The sequence below is a fragment of the Aquabacter albus genome, from assembly GCF_040049275.1.
GTDB lineage: Bacteria > Pseudomonadota > Alphaproteobacteria > Rhizobiales > Xanthobacteraceae > Aquabacter.
The window spans coordinates 88,749-107,416 of sequence record NZ_JBDZDT010000007.1 but is presented as its reverse complement, the minus strand read 5'-3'; the positions used below and the strand labels follow the sequence as shown (position 1 = coordinate 107,416).

The window sequence follows — 18,668 nt, the reverse complement described above, 5'->3', positions numbered from 1 at the left end:
GAGCGCATCGCTGAGGTGGCGCCGCCTGTAGCGACGCCACCAACCGGGATGCAATGACGCCGCTCAGAACCTGATCGCAAAGCTTCCCTTGACCATGTTGCTGGTGTCGGTGCTGGCGAGCTGGCCGGCATAGAAGACGGACAAGGTGGTGTTGGCGGTGAACGCCATGTCGAGGCCGGCTTCCACCAGCGCCGCATCGCTGGCGATGGGGACGCCGGAGATGGCGAACGGCTGGGCGCCGGGGCCGAAGGCGAACAGCGCCTCCGGCGCCGTGTCGCCGAAGGCGTGCTGCCACGCCAGCGTGCCCTTGAAGCTGGTGGCGATGGTGCCGAGTGCCAGAGGGACGCTCACCCGGGCGCCGAGGGTGGAATAGGTCACGCCCTCGCTCGCGCCAGAGGAGGTCAGCGCGGAGGGACCGCCCGTCTCGGAGAAATCGTCGAGATCCACATTGACATAAGCCAAGCCCGCGAACGGCTCCAGTCCCACGGAGGCGAAAGAGAGGCCATAGCTCACCTCGCCGAACACCTGGCCGGTGCGGGCGGTGGTGTCGGCGCTGAGCTGGTTGAAGAGGCCGGGGAAGACGACGCTGCGGCTGACGCTCATGTCCGCCCAGCTATAGGCCCCGCCGAAGCGCAGCCCCCATGCCCCGACCGTGCCGCCGCCATAGAGCGCCACATGGGCATTGTCGCTGGAGAAGGACGAGTTGCGCGCATCCACCTGGTAGCTGGAAGAGGAGTATCCCGCCGCAAAGCCGAGCCGCCAGTCGCCCAGGCCGGGGGAGAAGGTGCGGTCGTAGCCCACGAACACGCCCGACGTGTTGCCGGAGATGGTGGCGGCATTGCCGTTGCCGTCGATCTGGCCCCAGGCGCCGAAGCCCTGAGCCCAGAAGGCGTTGGGGGTGCCGGGCACCGCCACCACGTCCGTGCCCCCGGCATAGGCGAGGGGCGCGGCGCCCGGCGCCGCCACCGGCACGCGGGCCCGGTCCAGCACCGCCCGGCGCAGGATCAGGCTCTCATTCTGGAAGATCGACAGGGCCGAGGGATAGACCTCGCCGTCGAGCGCGTTGAAGGCCTGCTGGGCGCCCGCGACGCTCGTCTGTGACACCACGGCATTGTAGAGCGCATTGCCCTGCCCGAGCGCCTCCACCGCGCCCGCGGTGGCGACCTGGTTCGCCGTCACCGCCACGTTGGGGAACGAGACCTGGTTGCGCACCACGTTCAAGGTGACGTCGGTGGGGGCGTAGGAGAGCGCGAGGTTGATGAAGGGCAGGTCCTGCGTGAGCGGCCCGAACGTGCCCGCCACACCGCCCTGGGCGGTGAGGATGGTGTAGCTGGTCCCCGGCAGGTAGCTGCCCGGCGCCTTGGTCACCGAGACGGTGGCCCCGTTCAGCGTGGCGCTGCCGGTGACGGCGATCCGGTCCGACTGGCCCTGGGGATTGATCTCCACCGCATAGGTGGAGCCGGACGCGAAGGTGAGCGGGCCGTTCACCGTCAGCGTGCCGATGGAATTGCCCGGCGCGATGGTGCCGCCGGAGGCGATGGTGGTCGCGCCCACCGTGCCATTGCCCTTCAGCGTGCCGCCGGACAGCACGTTGACGCTGCCGCCGAGGGTGCCGTTCACCGACAGGGTTCCGTCCACGGTGGTGGTGCCCGCGAAGGCCGAGCTGTCGCCGGTCAGGCTGATGAGGCCGCCGCCGGTATAGGTCACGGCGCCGGTGCCGGTGAGGGCGCCCGAGGCGGTCGCGCTGCCCGAGGCGAGGTCGAAGGTGACATTGCCGCCCAGCGCGATGGCATTGGCGACGCTGATGCCGCTGGCGAAGCCCAGCGTCGTCCCACCGGCCAGCGAGATGGCGCCCGTGCCCGCCGCCCTCGAGCTCCCGAGAACGAGCATACCGGAGGACACTGTCGTGCCACCGGTGTAACTGTTCGCCCCGGTCAGCGTCTGGCTCCCGCCCGCGAGCACCAGGGCGCCGCTGCCGGAGATGACACCGGAGAACGTGCCGGAGGCGTTGGTCAGGGTCAGCGTCTGCCCGCCGAGCGCCACTCCACCCGTGCCGCTGAGGCTCTGGATCGATGCGCCGGAGGTGGTGCCGGAGATATCGAATGTTCCGTTCGCCACGACGCCGCTGGAGGCGGCGATGCTGCCCGCCCCGGAGAGCGCCAGCGTGCCGCCAGTGATGGTGGTGGCGCCGGTATAGGTGTTGGCGCCGGACAGGGTCTGCGTGCCGCCGGACAGGGTCAGGCCGCCGCTGCCGCCGATGATGCCGGAAAAGGTGCCCGACGCGTTGGACAGCGTCAGCGTCTGCCCGCCAAGCGTGACCGCTCCGCTTCCCGTCAGGCCCTGGATGGACGCCCCGGCCGAGGTGCCGGAAATGTCGAACGTGCCGTTGGCGACCACCCCGCTGGAGGCGGCGATGCTGCCCGCCCCGGAGAGCGCCAGGGTGCCGCTATTGATGGTGGTCGTGCCCGTATAGGTATTGGCCCCGGCGAGGACGAGGGTGCCCGCGCCGGCCTTGATCAGCGCCCCGGCCCCGGAGACCACGCCCGACAAGGTGAGGGCGGTGCCAGCAGCCGTGTCGAAGGTGCCGTTGCCGGGGATGGGATCGCCGCTGATGGTCGTGGGGGCATTGAGGGTGATCGCGCGCGCGCTCGAAAAGCTCGCCGTGGTGGCGAGCGTGCCGCCGTTGAAGGTCAGCCCGCCCGAGGCCACGCCGAGATTGGCGTCGGACGACACCTGGAGCGTGCTGGCGAACAGGGTGGTCCCGCCCTGATAGGTGTTGGTGCCCGAGAGCACCAGCGTGCCGGAGCCGAGGACGATGCCACCCGCGCCGGAGACGCTGCCGGTGAGCGTGAGCGTCGTGTCCTCGCCCACATTGATCAGGCCGTTGGAGGTGAGCACCACGGCGCGCGCGCTGGTGAAGCTCGCCGTGGTCTCCAGCTCGCCGCCGGTGAAGGTGAGCGCCCCGGAGGCGGCGCCGAGATTGGCGTCGGCAGCGATGGAGAGCGTGCCGGCCTGCAGCACCGTGCCGCCCTGGTAGGTGTTGGTCCCGGAGAGAATGATGGTGCCCGCGCCGATCTTGGTCAGCGCCCCCGTCCCGGTGATGGGCGCCGAGACGGTGACGACGATGTCCTCGCCTTCCGCCCACAGCCGCCCGCCCGCGCCGAGGTCGAGGACGCCCGCCATCCCCGCCTGGATCTGATAGCCCGAGGTCAGGAACTCCAGCGTGCCGAAGCCCTGGGTCCCGTCCACCATGACGATGCCCGGCGTCCCGTCGAACACGCCCACCTGGCCCGCCCAGGGGGCATAGCCGCCGTTCACCCCCAGCCAGGGATTGGCCGAGGTCCAGTTGCCTCCGCCGCCGCGCGTCGTACCGTCCGCGCTCCAATATTGCACGGAGGTGTCGAGGGTGGTCGCCACCACGTCCAAGGTCGTCGCCTGGGTGTCGATCTGGAAGCTGTAGCCGGTGGGCGTCTGGCCCAGCACCATGCCGGCATTGGTCAGCGTCCCGCCGGTGGAGAACACCCGGTAAACGCCCGCCCCGTTGCCCGGCGCGCTCTCCAGGTTGAGGGTGCCGTTGACCGTAGCGTTACCGGCGACGGTGAAGATGCTCCCCGCGGGCACGGGCGACAGCAGGTTGATGGTGGTGATGGCCCCGGCATCCATGGTCAGGAAGCCCATGGTGAGCCCGCCGATATTGGAGCCCTGCGTGGTCCAGCCCAGGGTGCCGCCCGCCGCCACGCTCACCGTCCTGCCGATGGTGCCGCCCACCCCTTCCAGCGTCGCCCCGGAGGCCACCGTGACATTGCCGCCCAGCACGCCCGCGGAGGTGCCGCCGTGGTTGCTGACGAACAGGGTGCCCTGATCCACCTGCGTGGTGCCGGCAAAGGCGCTGCTGTTGCCGCTGAGCGTGAGGGATTCCGTGCCCTGCTTGATGAGCGTGCCGGTGCCCGTGAGGCTGCCGGCATAGTCGAGGAAGCCGGTCTGCTCCACCACCGTCAGGGTCTTGTCCCCCAGCGCCACCACGCCGCCCGCCGAGCCGCCCCACAGGTTTTTGACGGTGGTGCCCGGGCCGCTGAGGAGGCCGATGTTGAAGGCGCCGTTCACCACCACGCTCGCAGAGGATGCGATGCTGCCGGTGCCCGACAGGGTCAGCGTGCCGGCGGAAATGGTGGTCACGCCGGTATAGGTATTGACGCCCGACAGGGTGAGGATGCCGGAGCCGTCCTTGAACAGGCCGCTGCTGGTGCCGATGACACTGAAATGGTGGTGTTTCCGTTACCGCCCACGATCAGGAAGGCGCCGGTCACGCCGCCCGTCAGGGTCAACTCGCCGGCATCGCTGTTGATGCGCGTGGTAGAGCCCAAAGTGATGGCCCCGCCATAGGTGTTATTGCCGCTGATGTTGCGCAGGGCGCCCAGATTGGAAACGCCGAGCCCGCTCAGGGCCAGCGTCTCGGCGCCCACCGTAATGTCGCCCTCGAGGGCCAACGTGGCACCAGAGGATACGGAGGTACCGGCATCCGTTGTGCCGAGGGCCGATCCGTTGCTGATGTCGAGAATGCCGCCGCTGACCGTCGTGGCCCCGGTGTAGGTGTTGGGGCCGGTCAGTTTCAGCGTGCCCGTGCCCTGCTTGGTGAGCCCGCCCACGCCCGAGAGAACAGCGCTGTTGCTGCCGATTTCGACGTCGAAGCCGTTGCTGTCGATGAAGGCGCCGCCCGACCGGATGTCGATCTCGTTCGTGTCGAAGCCCTGCACGAAGCCGGTCTGGGTCCGGGTTGCCTGCAGCACGCCGCCGTCGAAAACTAGCAGCCCGTCGCCAAAGAACTGCCGGACCTGGCCGGTGGCCAGCGTGCCGCGCCCGTCGGCGGCGCTGCCACTGAGGGTCAAGGTGGTCGCGACACCGCTCGCGCAGGTGCTCTGGCACAGAACGAGGCTCCCGCTCGTCACCTTGCCGCCATCCTGGATGGTGAGCGCGCCGCCCCCCACATCGCTCAAGGCAAGGAGCCCGCTGCCCATATCCCAGCTCGAGCCCGTGCCCTTCACGATCGCCGCCACAGCCGTCGCGCCGGACGGATCGCCGATCGAGCTGCCCGCGCTTGTCAACTTGCCGCCGTCTTGGACTGAGAGCGTGCCGGCATTGACGCTCACCCCCCCGGTGTAGGTACTGCTGTCACCGGAGAGGGTCAGCGCGCCGGTTCCCACCTTCGTCAGCGCCCCGCTGCCCGTGAAGCCGCCGGCGAAGGTGGCGTCGGCGCTCTGCGTCACGGTGAGGGGCTGGCTTCCCAGCGCCACCACACCGCTCGCCGAGGTTCCCGACAGGGTCTTGATGGTCGCGCCGGAGGTAGTGCCGGAAATATCCAGCGTGCCGTTCACAGCCACCCCTGAGGAGGCGGCGATGCTCCCCGCGCCGGACAGTTTCAGCGTGCCGGCCGAAATGGTGGTCGCACCCTGATAGGTGCTGACACCCGACAGGGTGAGGATGCCGGCGCCCTGCTTGGTCACGCGGCCGCTGCCGGAAATCACGCCCCCATAGGTGGTGTCGTCAGCCTGGTTCACTGTCAGGGCGGCGGTGCCCAGCGTGATGTTGCCGCCAGTGGTGCCGCCGCCCACGAGCGAAGCGAGCGACTGGTTGAAGCCGTTCAGGTCGAAGACGACGCCGCTAAAGTTAAGAAGGATCAAGCCGGAGCTGGATGCGATCACGTCGGCGGCCCCGGCGCGGAGTGTGCCGGCAGAGACGGTTGTCGAGCCGAAATAGCTGTTCGAGGCCGCCAGCGTGAGCGTGCCAGTGCCCCGCTTGGTGATGCCGTAGCCGGACAGCGCGCTGGCAAAGGTGACGTTATTGGCGCCGATATCGAAAACCGCGCCGGGATAATCTATGGCATTAAGCTTGCCGGAAATGTCGGTGGTGTTCCCCACCGCCCATTGCAGGCCGCCGCCACCCAGCAGCGTGATGTTGCCGGAGCCGAAATTGCTGGCGCTGCTGAAATTGATAACGCCCACACCGATTGTCGTGCCGCCGTTATATGTGTTCGTGCCGGTGAGCGTCAGCGTACCGCCGCCGCTCATGAACACGTCGCCAGCGCCGGAGATGACGTTCGGCACCGTCACGTTCGCGTTGTAGTTTAAGATGAGGTGCGTATTGTTCTGCAGCTCTATGCCGCCGAGCAGGCCCGACGTGGCATTATTGAAAGTCAGCCTGTTCGAGCCGCCGGTGAAGATGATGGCACTGGCGCGATACGCCTCGTCTCCGTCATGGCCGCCGGTGAAGCCGCCGGCAATGGTGCCGCTGTTGACAATGGCGGCAGTCTGGCCGGCGGGCAATGCGCTGACCACGAGGCCCGCGCCGCCTGCGCCCGCCTGGCCGGGCTGCCCCGTGCCACTCGACCCGGTGCTCCCCAAGCCGCCCAGGCCACCATTTCCACCCTGCAGGCTTCCGCTATTGGTGAAGGCACCGGATTGCGAGAGAGACACTGCGTAGCCGCCGGCACCGCCGCCACCGCCGGCGCCTGCCCCGCCGCCATTCGTTGCACCATTGCCGCCATTGCCGCCATCGCCCCCGGAAACAACGGCCGTCCCGGTTATCGTGGTTGCACCACCGCCTGTAAGAGCCAGTCCGATTCCACCTCCGCCCCCGCCCCCGCCGCCAGCCGAATTACCGGCAGGAGCCGACGCTCCATTGCCGCCACGCCCTCCCGTATAAGAGACATTTCCTACAGCGGCTGTAGCGGCCGTTCCTCCTCCACCGCCACCGCCACCGCCTGTTCCACCCCCGTCGCCCGGCCCGCCAGCGCCTCCATTTGTGCCGACACTGGATTGGCCCTGGCTACCATTTCCATTGCCGTAGCCAGCTCCGCCGCCGCCGCCGCTTCCCACGCCGCCACCACCACCGCCGCCTGTACCGCGACCTACTCCGCCGTCACCGCCCCCTCCCGCCCCGGCACCACCCGGACCAGCTGCGGGTTTGCCGCCGCCACCGGGGAAAAGCCCCTCGCCATAGCCGGTTCCGCCAGTCTGGCCGACACCCGGATCGCCGTCGGTTCCGAAGGTCTGGGCGTGCAGCGCAAGCGGCACTGCCAACATCACCACCCCGGCCAGGAAGGTCGCCGAGGACAAGTGCATGGCTCGCTTGCGGAGGAGGCTGATGCTGGTCTTGTGAGCGACACTGACGAAAACGCCGCCCGGCACAGCCGGATCTGGCTGCCCATTGGCGCCCCGGAACCCCATCAGCATCTCAGTGCCCCGCAAATCAATCCCAGCCGAGAATATGCGCGAAACCTCAACAAGAAGGGAGGCGTCATCATACCGCCATTGACGGTTTAGCGCACGCGGACCGCCCGCTCCAGGGCTCCCTCGTGCGACACGCCTCTCCAGCCCGCTTCGCCCGGCGCAAGGTGGCTCCTGCGCCAGAATCGCAACTTCGGAAAATAGCCGCGAAGCTCTCGTCCCTCCTATCCTCTAAATAGAGGGGGCGCCGGGCGGCCGGATCATCCGCCGCTGTTGAGCCACAGGCTCATCAGCTCGGCGCGGCTGCGCACGCCGAACTTGCGGAAGATGCTCGTCACATGCTGATGGGCCGTCGAGGCGGCGATGCCCTTGTTGCGGGCGATCTCCTTTTCCGGCGCCTTGGTAAGCAACAATTGCAGCACCTCGCGCTCGGTGGAGGTCAAAGGCGTGGACGCCAGCAGCAGGCCGCAGCCCAGCAGAAGCTGCCGGTGGAACCACTTGATGCCGCGCAGCGCATAGGCAAGCAGCGCGATCTCCTCGTCGGTGAAGGTCCTCGTCGAATAGAAGCCGAAATGGGATTCGCAATCGTCGTTGAGGGGAAAGGCGACGAAGACGGCATCGTGGGTGCCGACCGAACCGTAATGACGCGCGTAAAAATCTGATGCGAACCATTCGGCCGGCAATTCCCGGCGGAACGAATAGGTCCGGAACGTGCCGACACCGCGCATCGGCAGCAGAAAGGAGGGGTCGATCTCGCGCCGGTCCCAGACGCGGAGGATCTCCTTGAAATGCCCCTCGTCCGGGTGGGGCTCGATGGCGTGGAGCGCCTGGACTGCTCCCACGCGCCAGCCCTGAAGCGGGTCCAGGCACGTCGCGTCCGCGAGGCGTATGGCTCCCGCCCAGGTCCCGTTCCAGGCGTTCGATGCGCCGCAGAGTGCAGCCATGAGATGCGCTGCCGCCGCCACCGACTGACTGACATCGAAGTCGGACAGGTCGTCCCAAAGACGATGGATGGTTTCGACGGTCATGGCCTTCCCTTCGACGCGGCTTTGACCCGCTTCGCGCGCCAACTGCATAGCTTTCGTTTAGCTGCAATTGGCATGGAAGGGCGAGCGTCACGTCATGGCGGCGTTCCGCCATGCAGGAAATGCCGGCATGCATGCGCGTGGCTGACCCGCGCGACGGCTCACACGCGTGCGGAAAGCTCCGAGGCGTCGCGGACAATGATGGCGAACCGATCTCCCAGCCCCGCCAAGGTCGCGCGATGGACAGCGTCCGCCGGGATCACCCCACCCAGAGGGTCGGGGAGGTCACGGGTGGCACAGGCGTCGGCGACGACCGTGCTGCGGTAGCCAAGGTCGAGGGCGGCCCGCACGGTGGCGCTGACGCACATGTGCGTCATGAACCCCGCAACGATGAGTTCCTTGCGTCCGGTGAGGGCGAGCTGTTGCTGGAGGCCCGTGCCCTCGAAGGCATTCGGCAGTCCCTTGAAGATGACGGCCTCGCCGTCCTCCGGCTGAACCTCCGGCGCGACGGCTGCGTACCGCCCCTTGGGATCGAACAGACGTCCGCCGGGCCGTCCGTGATGCACCACATGGAAAATGACGGCGCCGCCCCGGCGCGCAGCCTCAAGCAGGCCTCGGGCTGCGTTGAGCGCGGGCTTTGCCTCGGGCAGGCTCAAGGAGCCGGTGACGTATTCCAGCTGATAGTCGATGAGGATAAGGGCAGCTTCCTGGAACTCAGGGGGACGGCTGGAGGCATTCGCAAAGTCCAGCAAGGTCAGAGGGCGTTCCACATTGTCGGTGCTCATGGCGTCGGGCTCCCGGGACGTCTCGATCTGGCCCCGCTCTAACATATACCGCGCGCGCCGACGCGCGCGGTCCTTCGCGTCAAAGCTGACCAGCAAGGCGGCCTCCGCTCGCATCCACAGCGCCGCCGCCCACATGGCGGAAAGCGGCGCCGGGATGCGTTCCGTGCAGCCGGGGTCCGCGGCCCGGAAACAGCTTCTCGCGCAACGTCCCCTCGCCATATTCGGTCTTGAAGGCACCGCGCGACTGAAGCTCCGGGACCACCAGATCGACGAAGGCGTTGAGCGATTCCGGCACCACCAGCCGGAACAGGTTGTAGCCGTCGAGATCGGCGTCGCGCGCCCAGCCGATCAGTTCGTCCGCCACATCCTGGGGCGAGCCGACGATGAAGGGGGAGCGGGCGCCGATCCAGTCGAGCGTGCCGAGGTCTCGCACCTTGATGGGCCGGTCGCTGAGCACGGTCAGGTTCTCGACCATGGACTGGATCGCGTTGCTCTTCACATATTCCACGGCCTGGTCGGGATCGTAGGTGGAGAAATCGATGCCGGTCCAGCCGGAGACCAGCGCGAGCTGGCCGGCCACGTCCACATGGCGGCGGTATTCCTCGTGAAGATCCTTCGCTTCGGCCCGCGTGGGGGCGACGATCACGGTGGCGCCGGCGAAGGTGAGGATATCGTGGGGGGCGCGGCCGAAGGCTTTCGCCGCCTCGCGGATCTTGCGCACTCCCTCCGCGAGGATGGGCTTCGTCTGGCCGTTGATGAAGATGGCCTCGGCGTGACGGGCCGCGAACAGCCGGCCACGGCTGGAGGTTCCGGCCTGATAGAGCACAGGCGTGCGCTGCGGCGATGGCTCGGAGAGGTGGATGCCGTCCACCTTGAAGTAGGCGCCGTCATGCGTGATCCGGTGGATCTTGCGGGGGTCGGCGAAGACCCTCGCGGCGCGGTCGCGGCGCACTGCGTCGTCCTCCCAGCTTCCCTCCCATAGCTTGTAAGCGGCGGTCAGGAAGTCCTCCCCCGCTTCGTAGCGATCGTCATGGACGCGGATGCCGGCATGCCCCATGCCGCGCGCCCCGCTGTCGAGATAGCCCGTGACGATGTTCCAGCCTACCCGGCCGCCCGTGAGATGGTCGAGGGTCGAGAAGCGCCGGGCGAACTGGTAGGGGTGCTCGTAGGTGAGGTTGGCGGTGACGCCGAAGCCGAGATGCTTCGTCGCGTGCGCCATGGTGGGCACGATCAGGGTCGGGTCTCCGTTCGGCAGCTGCGCGGCGGTGGAGATGGCAGTGTCCGCATTGCCCCCGTGCACGTCGTAGACGCCGAAGACGTCCGCCAGGAAGATGCCGTCGAGCAGGTCCCGCTCGGCGGTGCGCGCGAAGTCCACCCAGTAATCCAGCGTGTTGTAGTTGATGGACGCATCGCGCGGGTGCGACCACAGGCCCGCCCAGTTGTGGCTCGGCGCCGTCATGTTGAAGGCGTTGAAGCGCAGTTGCTTCTGCGTGCTCATGCTGTGTCTCCGTTGCCTCCGGCCGGCGTTCAGCCGACCACGGCGATCTTGGACAGATCGGGGATCCGGCCCGCCGCCACATCCGCCTGCGCGCGCTTCAGGGGGCCGTTGTCGTAGAAGGGCGCGGCGTCCAGCCGGTTGGTCAGGAGCTTCTGCTGGTGGAGGAAGTCGAGCACCTGCTGGGTGTCGGCGATCTCCCCGCCGGAAATGGTGAAGTCCAGCGTCTTGATGTCGGGCACGGGCTGGCGCAGGTAGCGGTCCGCCTTGTCGGCCACCGTCAGCAGGTCCGGGCTGAGGCGGGAGGTCTTGCCGAACCACTCGTCCGCTTCGGCGATATGGTTGGAGGTCCACCAGGTGGCGATGATCCAGGCCTTCAGGAACCGCACCGCGCCGTCCTCGCCATTGCGCTCCAGCCAGGGGCCGGACAGGGCCTGGATGCCGGAGGCGCCCTGCGGCGACTGCCACAGCACCTTGCCGATCTTCTGCTGGATCAGCTGCTCGTAGGTGGGGTCCCAGGTGGTGACGGCATCCACCACGCCGCCGCGCAGGGATTCCGCCTGCTCCGCCACGTCCTGATTGATGATGCGGATCTGCTTGAAGGGCTCCGCCACGCCGGCGGCGATGATGGCCTGGACGCAGCGCGGGAACACCGTGGTGGCGAAAGGGCCGGACAGGCGCTTGCCCTTCAGGTCGGCAAGACCGCCCTCGAAATCCGGCCGCACGACGATGGCGAAGCGCTGATCGTGGGTGCGCTGGAGCACCTTGGAGCCGGGAATGCGGGAGATGGCGCGCAGTGTCGGCGCGTCCGCGGCGAAGATGTTGTCGATGCTGCCGGCGACCGCAGCCTCGCCCAGCGGGCCGCCGAAGGTGAAAGTCTTGAAGTCGGCCTGGATGCCGTTCAGCTCCAGGATGTTGGTGCGCCGCAGGGTCTCGAAGATCTGCCCGCCGCCCGCCCACAGGGACTGGTAGCCGAGCGTGATCTTGATGGGCTGCTGCTGCGCGTGGGACGCGCGGATGATGCCGGGCAAGGGAAGGACGCCGGCTGCCGCTCCGCCGATGAGGGCGCCGGTGCCGAGAAGGAAGGATCTGCGCTGCATAGGGTGGTGTCCTTTGGATGGGAAAGGGATCAGGCGCGGGCGCCGCGGGTCAGGGCGCGCTCGAGCCAGAGCATCGCGCCGTTCATGGCGAAGCCGATGAGGCCGATGACCACCATTCCGGCGAGCACCTTCTCCGTCTCGATGGTGGTGCGGGCCATCTGGATCATGTAGCCGAGGCCCGACGTGGCGGAGATCAGCTCGGCGGCGATCACGCACATCCACCCGGCGCCGAGCCCGATGCGCAGGCCGGCGAGGATGTAGGGCAGCGCGGAGGGGACAAGAACCTTGCGCACGAAGACGAACCGCCCGACCCCGAAGCACTGGGCCACCCGCAGATGCAGTTCGCTCACCGAGCGCGCGCCCAGATAGGTGTTGGTGAAGATGGGGAAGAAGGCGCCCAGCGCGATGATGAACCAGGCGGGCCGGTCCCCCAGCCCGAACCAGAGGATGGCGATGGGGATCCAGGCGATGACGGAGATGGGCCGCACCATGTCGATGAGCGGCATCAGGTAGGCCGCGAGCCGCGGCGAACGCCCCAGAAGCAAGCCGAGCGAGATGCCGGCGAGCGCGGCGAAGGCGAACCCGATGCTCACCCGGGTCACGCTCGCCAGAACATCGCCCCACAGCATGCCGGCCTCGGAAAGGTCGGCGAGGGCCTTGAAGATGGCGGATGGCGGCGGGAACAGATTGGGGCTGATGAGACCGGCCCGGACGCCCCCCTCCCAGGCCAGCAGCAGCAGGGGGACGAGGATGAAGGGACGCGCCGCCGCGCCGAGGTCGGCGAGATAAGGCCCCCATGCGGACCCGCGCTTTTCGGATGCCGTAACGCGAGGGGCCAGGGGCCCGGTGACAAAACCCTGTTCGCTCATGTCACTGCACCCCGGCCAGATCGTGCGGCACCTCTTCCCGCAACAGGCGCGTCACCTGCTCCTTCAGGGCCAGGAAGGCGGGGTCCCGCGTGCGCATTTCCGGGGCGCGGGGGCGCGGCAGGTCGATGTCGATGCTGGCCTTGATGCGCCCCGGCCGGGCGCGCATCACAAGGATGCGGTCCGCGAGGAAGATTGCCTCCTCGATATTGTGGGTGATGAGGACGAAGGTCTTTCCCGAGCCGGCCCAGATGCCGAGCAATTCCTCCTGGAGCAGGTCGCGCGTCAGCGAATCGAGCGCCGCGAACGGCTCGTCCATGAGAACCACATCAGGGTCCGGCGCGAGCGCGCGGGCGATGCTGACGCGCTGGCGCATGCCGCCGGAGAGCTGGTCGGGGTAGCGGTCCTCAAATCCCGCGAGATGCACCATCTCCACGAAGCGCCGGACCCGCGCCGCCAGCGCATACCGGCGAAGGCCCTCGGCCGCGAGGCCGAAGGCGATGTTCTCCGCCGCCGACATCCAGGGAAACAGACCATAATCCTGGAACATGACCGTGCGGTCGGGCCCCGGCCCCGTGATCGCCCCGCCCCGGTAATGAACCTCGCCGCGCGTCGGCTGAGTAAAGCCCGCCATCATGTTGAGAAGCGTGGTCTTGCCGCAGCCCGAGGGGCCGATGATGCAGAGGAATTCACCCGGCCGCACGTCGCAGGTGATGTCGTCGAGCGCGCGTGTCGCCGCGCCCGACCGGACGGCGAACTCGTGCGTGACGTGCCTGAACTCGAACATGGGCGGCAGGGTCCATTTTCTAAATACGACAATTTCTATGGAATTTATTGACTAACAAAATTCACATGTCTATCCTTTAATAATACAAATTATCCGCGTGCATTTCCGAAGCACCGGCAAGAGTTCGGAGCGTGAGAAGTGGAAATGGTAAGATGTCGGCCTAACTGACAGGACTTGTGGGGCGACCTTTCCTGTAATCGCAGGTCTCCATCGCTCCAGCCGTCACCGGATAATTATCCGAACCCAACTTCCTCTCGATCGAGGAAAGTGTCTTGAGCAGTATCGACAATCTCGCCATCTCGGCTTCGCCGCCCGCGCGCGCTACACCCGCTGCCAGGAAGCCAAAACCGGCGTCCTCCCCCATCGGGCCACGGACCTTCCTGCTCATGTCATGGCTCGCGCCCGCCCTTGCGATCTTGGTGTGGGAACTGCTTGCGCGGTCCGGCTGGCTTCCCCCGCATGTGATGCCGGCCCCGAGCAAGGTGGCCCAGACCGCCCTCAAGCTCACTTTGTCCGGCAGCCTCCTTCATGATCTCGGCATCAGCCTGCTGCGCGCCGCCACGGGCTTCGTCATCGGCGGAAGCGTCGGATTTGCGCTGGGCACGCTGGTGGGATTCTCGCGCCTTGCCGAGGCCCTGGTGGACCGCAGCGTCCAGATGGTGCGCGCCATCCCCTTCCTTGCGCTGCTGCCGCTGGTCATCGTGTGGTTCGGCGTGGGCGAGGGAGCGAAGGTGTTCCTCGTCGCCCTTGGCGTCGCCTTTCCCATCTACATCAACACCACCCTCGGCATCCGCCAGATCGATCCGAAGCTTTTGGAGCTGGCCCGGGTCCAGGGGCTTGGGGTCTGGCAGACCATCCGCCGCATCGTCCTCCCCGGCGCCCTGCCCTCTGTGCTCACCGGCGTGCGCTATTCCCTCGCCACCGCATGGCTGGCTTTGGTGGTGGCGGAGACCCTCGGCGCGGATTCCGGCATCGGCTTTCTCGCCATGGACGCGCGCGAATTCCTACGCACGGACGTCATCATCCTCACCATCACCATCTATGCGCTGATCGGCGTGCTGGCGGATTCCATCGCCCGGCTGCTGGAGCGCAGGCTGCTGGCGTGGCACCCGAACTATGCGGGGAAGCGCGCGCGATGACCGCCCCGTTCCAGAGCGCGCCCAAGGCCGCCGTGGTGGTCCAGGGCCTCGTGCGGGCCTATGGCAGCCGGAAGGTGATCGAGGGTCTCGACCTGCGCATCGAGCAGGGAGAGTTCGTCGCCCTGCTCGGCGAAAGCGGCTGCGGCAAGACCACGCTCCTGCGGGCGCTGGCCGGCCTCGATGCGATCCAAAGCGGGCATATCTCCGCGCCCAAACGGCCGGCGGTGGTGTTCCAGGAGCATCGCCTGCTGCCCTGGGAACCCCTCTGGGCCAATGTCGCCCTCGGCCTGCCGCCAGAAGGCGCCCGCCGGCGGGCAGAGGCTGCGCTCACGGAAGTGGGCCTCGGCACCCGGCTGGACGACTGGCCGCGCAACCTGTCCGGCGGACAGGCCCAGCGCGTGGCGCTCGCCCGCGCTTTGGTGCAGGAGCCCGAGTTGCTGCTGCTCGACGAGCCTTTCGCGGCGCTCGATGCCCTCACCCGCATCCGCATGCACGGCCTCGTCAAGGAGCTGGTGGCGCGCCATCGGCCGGGCGTTCTGCTGGTGACGCACGACGTGGATGAGGCCATCGCCCTTGCCGATCGCATCCTGGTGATGCGCGACGGCGCCATCGCGGCGGAGCATTGCGCCCCGCGCACAGGCGGGCCCGCCGCGACACGCGCCGACCTGCTCGCCGAACTCGGCGTCGCGGCTCTGCACGAGCCGGCCTGATCTTTTCTCCCTTCAAAGGAAAAACCCGATGCCCTTCTCATTCCTCCCGCCCCACTCGCGGCGCCGTTTCCTCCAGGCCTCCCTCGGCGCCGGCGCCCTCGCCGCGCTGGGCACGGCGGGAGCCTCGCGCGCGGATGCCGCTCAGCCCTCCGGCCGCAAGACCGACGTGGCGCGGCTGACCTGGGGCCTCAGCGGCTTCGGCCTCATCGCCAAGGAGCGCGGCGTGCTCGACCGCACACTGGCGGACCAGGGCATCAAGGTGGAATGGCTCGGCCCCTTCCCCAACCATGCCCCGACCCTGCAAGCCGTGACCGGCGGCACCGCCGACTTCAGCTTTGGCGGCAGCACCACGCCTGCGCTCGCCGCCATCATCGCCGGCTCGCCCCTCGTCTTCACCCAGTTCCTGATCTACGACCCGCGCACCACCGCCATCATCGCCAAGGACGGCTCGGGCATCGACAAGGTGCAGGACCTCGCGGGCAAGTCCGTGGCCGTGAACCGCTCCGGCCTCGGCGAATTCCTGCTGGTGGCCGCGCTCGAGAAGTTCAACGTGGACCGCTCGAAGGTGAAGTTCGTCTATCTCAACCCGCCGGACGCGGCCCCGGCGCTGGCCTCCGGCAAGGTGGATGCGTGGTCCATGTGGAGCCCGGGCGTCGACATCGCCCGCTTCGAGTACAAGGCCCATGACGTGTTCCTTGAGGAACGCGACCTCGACTTCCAGATCGACTTCACCTCCTGGCTCACCCGCCGTCAGTTCGCGCAGGACAATCCGGACATCGTGCGCGCCGTGAACGCGGCCTTGGCCGCCGAGGCGAAGTGGGCGAGCGAGAACACGCAGGAGGCCGAGCGCATCGCGCAGGCCAAAGGCGACTACAGCGACCAGGTGCGCGATCACCTCGCCAGCCTGAAGCGCAAGTACGTGATCTATTCCGTCGACGACAAGGCGTTCCTGAACAACCTCCAATCGGCGGCGGACTGGCTGGCGGAGCGCAAGGTGCTGCCGGAAAAGGTCAAGGTCACGGACCATCTGGCGAAGCTGGACTGACCGATCCCCCTGCACGCGGCCGGGCGGGAAGACGCCCCGCCCGCCTCTCACCTATGGCAGCCTCATGAATCAGATCGCGCCCATCCTCGCCCCGTCTTTCGACGGCCCTCTCGCTCCGCAGTCCGAGGCGCTGGAGCGGCTTCTCTCCCACATTGCCGAAGGCGCGGCCGAACGGGACCGCGAGCGCATCCACCCTTATGAGGCCATGGAACTGATCCGGAAGGCGAAGCTCGGCGCGCTGCGCCTTCCGAAGGCGGATGGCGGGGGCGGCGTCACGCTGCGCGAGCTGTTCTCGGTGGTCATCCGCCTCGCCGCGGCAGACCCGAACGTCGCCCACGCGCTGCGCAACCACTACACATTCGTCGACCGGTTCGCGCGGCCGCTTCATGTGCCGAACCGGGCGAAGTGGGCTGGGATCATCGCCGGCGGTGCCCTGGTGGGCCTCGCGAATGCCGAACTTGGGAGCGCCAAGGTGGGCGGCAGCCCCTTCGCCACCAAGCTCAGCCCGGATGGCGGCGGATACCGGCTCAACGGCACCAAATATTACAGCACCGGCACGCTTTATGCGGACCATGTCCAGGTGCGCGTGTCCGGCCCGAACGATGAGCTGGCCTCGGTGATCATCCCGACAGACCGGGAAGGCGTCGAACTGGTGGATGACTGGGATGGCGCGGGCCAGCGCCTCACCGGCTCCGGCACGACCCACTTCCGTGACGTGCGCGTGGAGCCGGACGAGGTGATCTTCGACGCGCCCGGCATCGGCTACGGCACCACCTACAACAACACCCTGGCCCAGCTTCTTGTCACGGCCATCGTCGCCGGTATCCTGCGCAACATCCTGGCGGATGCCGTGGCGCTCCTCACCGGCCGCAAGGACCGGCACTTCTACTACGCCACCACCACGGCCCCGGCGGACGATCCCCTGCTCCAGGAGATAATCGGCGAGATTTCCACGAACGCCTTCGCAGCCGAGACCCTCGTTCTCGCCGCGGCGGACGCCCAGGACCTCGCCTCCGATGCCCGCGACCGCGGCGAGCCGGACCGGGAATTGTCCCACGCGGCGGCGCTTGCGGCCGCCAAGGCCAAGCTGGTGGTGGATGACCTCACCATACGCAGCGGAAGCCGGCTGTTCGACGTGGGCGGCGCATCCGCCACCAAGAGGAGCCGGAACCTCGACCGCCATTGGCGCAATGCCCGCACGCTGGCGACGCACAATCCCGGCGCGCTGAAGGCTCGCGCCATCGGCGACTTCGAGCTGCACGGCACGCCGCTGCCCACGCAGGGCTTCTTCTGACCATCGCCTGCCGGAACCCATCGGAATCACACCATGACAGAGACACTTCGCTTTGGCGTCTGGGCCGCCGTCCACGGCTCCCGCGCCGCCCTGCAGGACCCCGACGAGCCGTTCGACGCATCGTGGGAGCGCAACAAGCGCCTGGTTCTGGAAGCCGAAGCGCTCGGCTACGATTCAACGCTCATCGCACAGCACACCTTCAATCCGCACCGGCCGGATTTCGACCAGCTCGACGCCTGGACCGCCGCGGCAGCCCTCGCCGCGCTCACCACGCGCATCGAGCTGATCGCCGCCATCAAGCCCCAGCTCTTCCACCCCGCCGTGCTCGCCAAGATGGCGCTCCAGATCGAGGCCATCAGCAAGGGCCGCTTCGCCATCAATCTGGTGAATGCCTGGAACAAGGTGGAGTTCGAGCGCACCGGCCTGAACTTCGCGGAGCACGACGACCGCTACGTCTATGGCCGCGACTGGATTTCCATCGTCTCCCGGCTCATCGCCGGCGAGAGCGTGACGCACCAGAGCGAAAACTTCGACCTGAAGGATTGCGCCCTGTTCCCCCGGAACACCTATCGGGCCCGCCCCACCATCTATGTGGGCGGGGAATCCACACCCGCCCGGGACCTCGTCGCGGACCATGGGGACGTGTGGTTCATCAACGGCCAACCCCTGGAAGATGTCGCGGCGCTAATCGCGGACGTCCGGCGCAGACCGCGCCGGGCACCGCCGCTGCGCTTCGGCCTTTCGGCCTTCGTGATCGCCCGGGAGACGGCCGCCGAGGCGCATGAGGTGCACGAGCATCTCATCGCCCTGGCCGCGAAGGACGCGCCGGTGCGGACCGTGCAGCGGGCGAACACCGACCCCAAGGTGGTGATGCTCCAAACCCTCGCCAAGGCGCCGCGCGTGGGCAGCAACGGTGGCACCGGGGCGGGGCTCGTGGGCAGCTATGACGAGGTGGCCGAGCGCATCCAGGCGTTCCACGCGCTGGGCATCGAGCTGTTCATGCTGCAGTTTCAGCCCTTCGAGGCCGAGATGGCGCGGTTTGCCCGGGAGATATTCCCACGGGTCAAACGCGATGCCGCCTCTCCCAAGGCGCGAGCCTCGTCCTGACCCCGATGACAGGCGCGATGAATGTCGGGACTAGCCGCCCCCGACATGGGCCTTCTATGGAAGGAAGGTGGACGCCTCAGCTCTCCTTATCT

14 protein-coding genes are annotated in these 18,668 nt (G+C 67.9%); 6 read left to right on the top strand and 8 right to left on the bottom strand.

The features are described from left to right. Positions 1-63: 63 nt before the first annotated feature. Complete coding sequence (locus tag ABLE91_RS18655) at positions 64-4,203, bottom strand: autotransporter outer membrane beta-barrel domain-containing protein (RefSeq protein WP_510181979.1); 4,140 nt, start codon at positions 4,201-4,203, stop codon at positions 64-66. Then, a complete protein-coding gene (locus tag ABLE91_RS18650) occupies positions 4,173-6,470 on the bottom strand; it encodes an autotransporter-associated beta strand repeat-containing protein (protein ID WP_348933228.1) in 2,298 nt (765 codons plus the stop codon). Before ABLE91_RS18650 ends, ABLE91_RS18655 begins: the two co-directional genes overlap by 31 nt. Before the next feature lie 342 nt (positions 6,471-6,812). On the opposite strand from ABLE91_RS18650, the gene ABLE91_RS18645 reads away from it, so the two are divergent. Continuing rightward, positions 6,813-7,319 carry a hypothetical protein gene (locus ABLE91_RS18645; RefSeq protein WP_348933226.1) on the top strand — a complete coding sequence of 169 codons (507 nt, stop codon included), beginning with the start codon at positions 6,813-6,815 and terminating at the stop codon, positions 7,317-7,319. 164 nt (positions 7,320-7,483) lie between these two features. Here ABLE91_RS18645 and ABLE91_RS18640 read toward each other — a convergent pair whose 3' ends face one another. The 6 genes from ABLE91_RS18640 to ABLE91_RS18615 form a co-directional block, all read right to left on the bottom strand. Continuing rightward, a complete protein-coding gene (locus tag ABLE91_RS18640) occupies positions 7,484-8,251 on the bottom strand; it encodes a helix-turn-helix transcriptional regulator (protein ID WP_348933225.1) in 768 nt (255 codons plus the stop codon). A 158-nt stretch (positions 8,252-8,409) separates the two neighbouring features. Further along, positions 8,410-9,033 (bottom strand): cysteine hydrolase family protein, encoded by a 624-nt coding sequence (locus ABLE91_RS18635; RefSeq protein WP_348933223.1) that lies wholly within the window; start codon positions 9,031-9,033, stop codon positions 8,410-8,412. Positions 9,034-9,112: 79 nt separating this feature from the next. Continuing rightward, positions 9,113-10,531: an LLM class flavin-dependent oxidoreductase gene (locus tag ABLE91_RS18630; protein WP_348933221.1), complete on the bottom strand. Its 1,419-nt coding sequence runs from the start codon at positions 10,529-10,531 to the stop codon at positions 9,113-9,115. Between the two features lie 29 nt (positions 10,532-10,560). Further along, the gene (locus ABLE91_RS18625) at positions 10,561-11,628 is read right to left on the bottom strand and encodes an ABC transporter substrate-binding protein (RefSeq protein ID WP_348933219.1); all 1,068 of its coding nucleotides are present in this window, start codon (positions 11,626-11,628) and stop codon (positions 10,561-10,563) included. A gap of 29 nt (positions 11,629-11,657) precedes the next feature. Further along, positions 11,658-12,497: an ABC transporter permease gene (locus ABLE91_RS18620; protein WP_348933217.1), complete on the bottom strand. Its 840-nt coding sequence runs from the start codon at positions 12,495-12,497 to the stop codon at positions 11,658-11,660. A gap of 1 nt (position 12,498) precedes the next feature. Beyond that, entirely contained in the window at positions 12,499-13,281 is a 783-nt protein-coding gene (locus ABLE91_RS18615) for an ABC transporter ATP-binding protein (protein ID WP_348933215.1), read from the bottom strand. Between the two features lie 386 nt (positions 13,282-13,667). Between ABLE91_RS18615 and ABLE91_RS18610 the strand changes: the two genes are divergently transcribed. The 5 genes from ABLE91_RS18610 (at position 13,668) to ABLE91_RS18590 (ending at position 18,576) form a co-directional block, all read left to right on the top strand. Then, the gene (locus ABLE91_RS18610) at positions 13,668-14,420 is read left to right on the top strand and encodes an ABC transporter permease subunit (protein ID WP_348933748.1); all 753 of its coding nucleotides are present in this window, start codon (positions 13,668-13,670) and stop codon (positions 14,418-14,420) included. Continuing rightward, a complete protein-coding gene (locus ABLE91_RS18605) occupies positions 14,417-15,130 on the top strand; it encodes an ABC transporter ATP-binding protein (RefSeq protein WP_348933213.1) in 714 nt (237 codons plus the stop codon). Before ABLE91_RS18610 ends, ABLE91_RS18605 begins: the two co-directional genes overlap by 4 nt. Before the next feature lie 28 nt (positions 15,131-15,158). After that, complete coding sequence (locus ABLE91_RS18600; RefSeq protein ID WP_348933211.1) at positions 15,159-16,175, top strand: NrtA/SsuA/CpmA family ABC transporter substrate-binding protein; 1,017 nt, start codon at positions 15,159-15,161, stop codon at positions 16,173-16,175. A gap of 64 nt (positions 16,176-16,239) precedes the next feature. Beyond that, on the top strand, positions 16,240-17,469 hold the full coding sequence (locus ABLE91_RS18595; protein WP_348933209.1) for an acyl-CoA dehydrogenase family protein: 1,230 nt from the start codon (positions 16,240-16,242) through the stop codon (positions 17,467-17,469). Positions 17,470-17,502: 33 nt separating this feature from the next. Then, entirely contained in the window at positions 17,503-18,576 is a 1,074-nt protein-coding gene (locus tag ABLE91_RS18590) for an LLM class flavin-dependent oxidoreductase (protein WP_348933208.1), read from the top strand. The last annotated feature ends 92 nt before the right edge of the window (positions 18,577-18,668 follow it).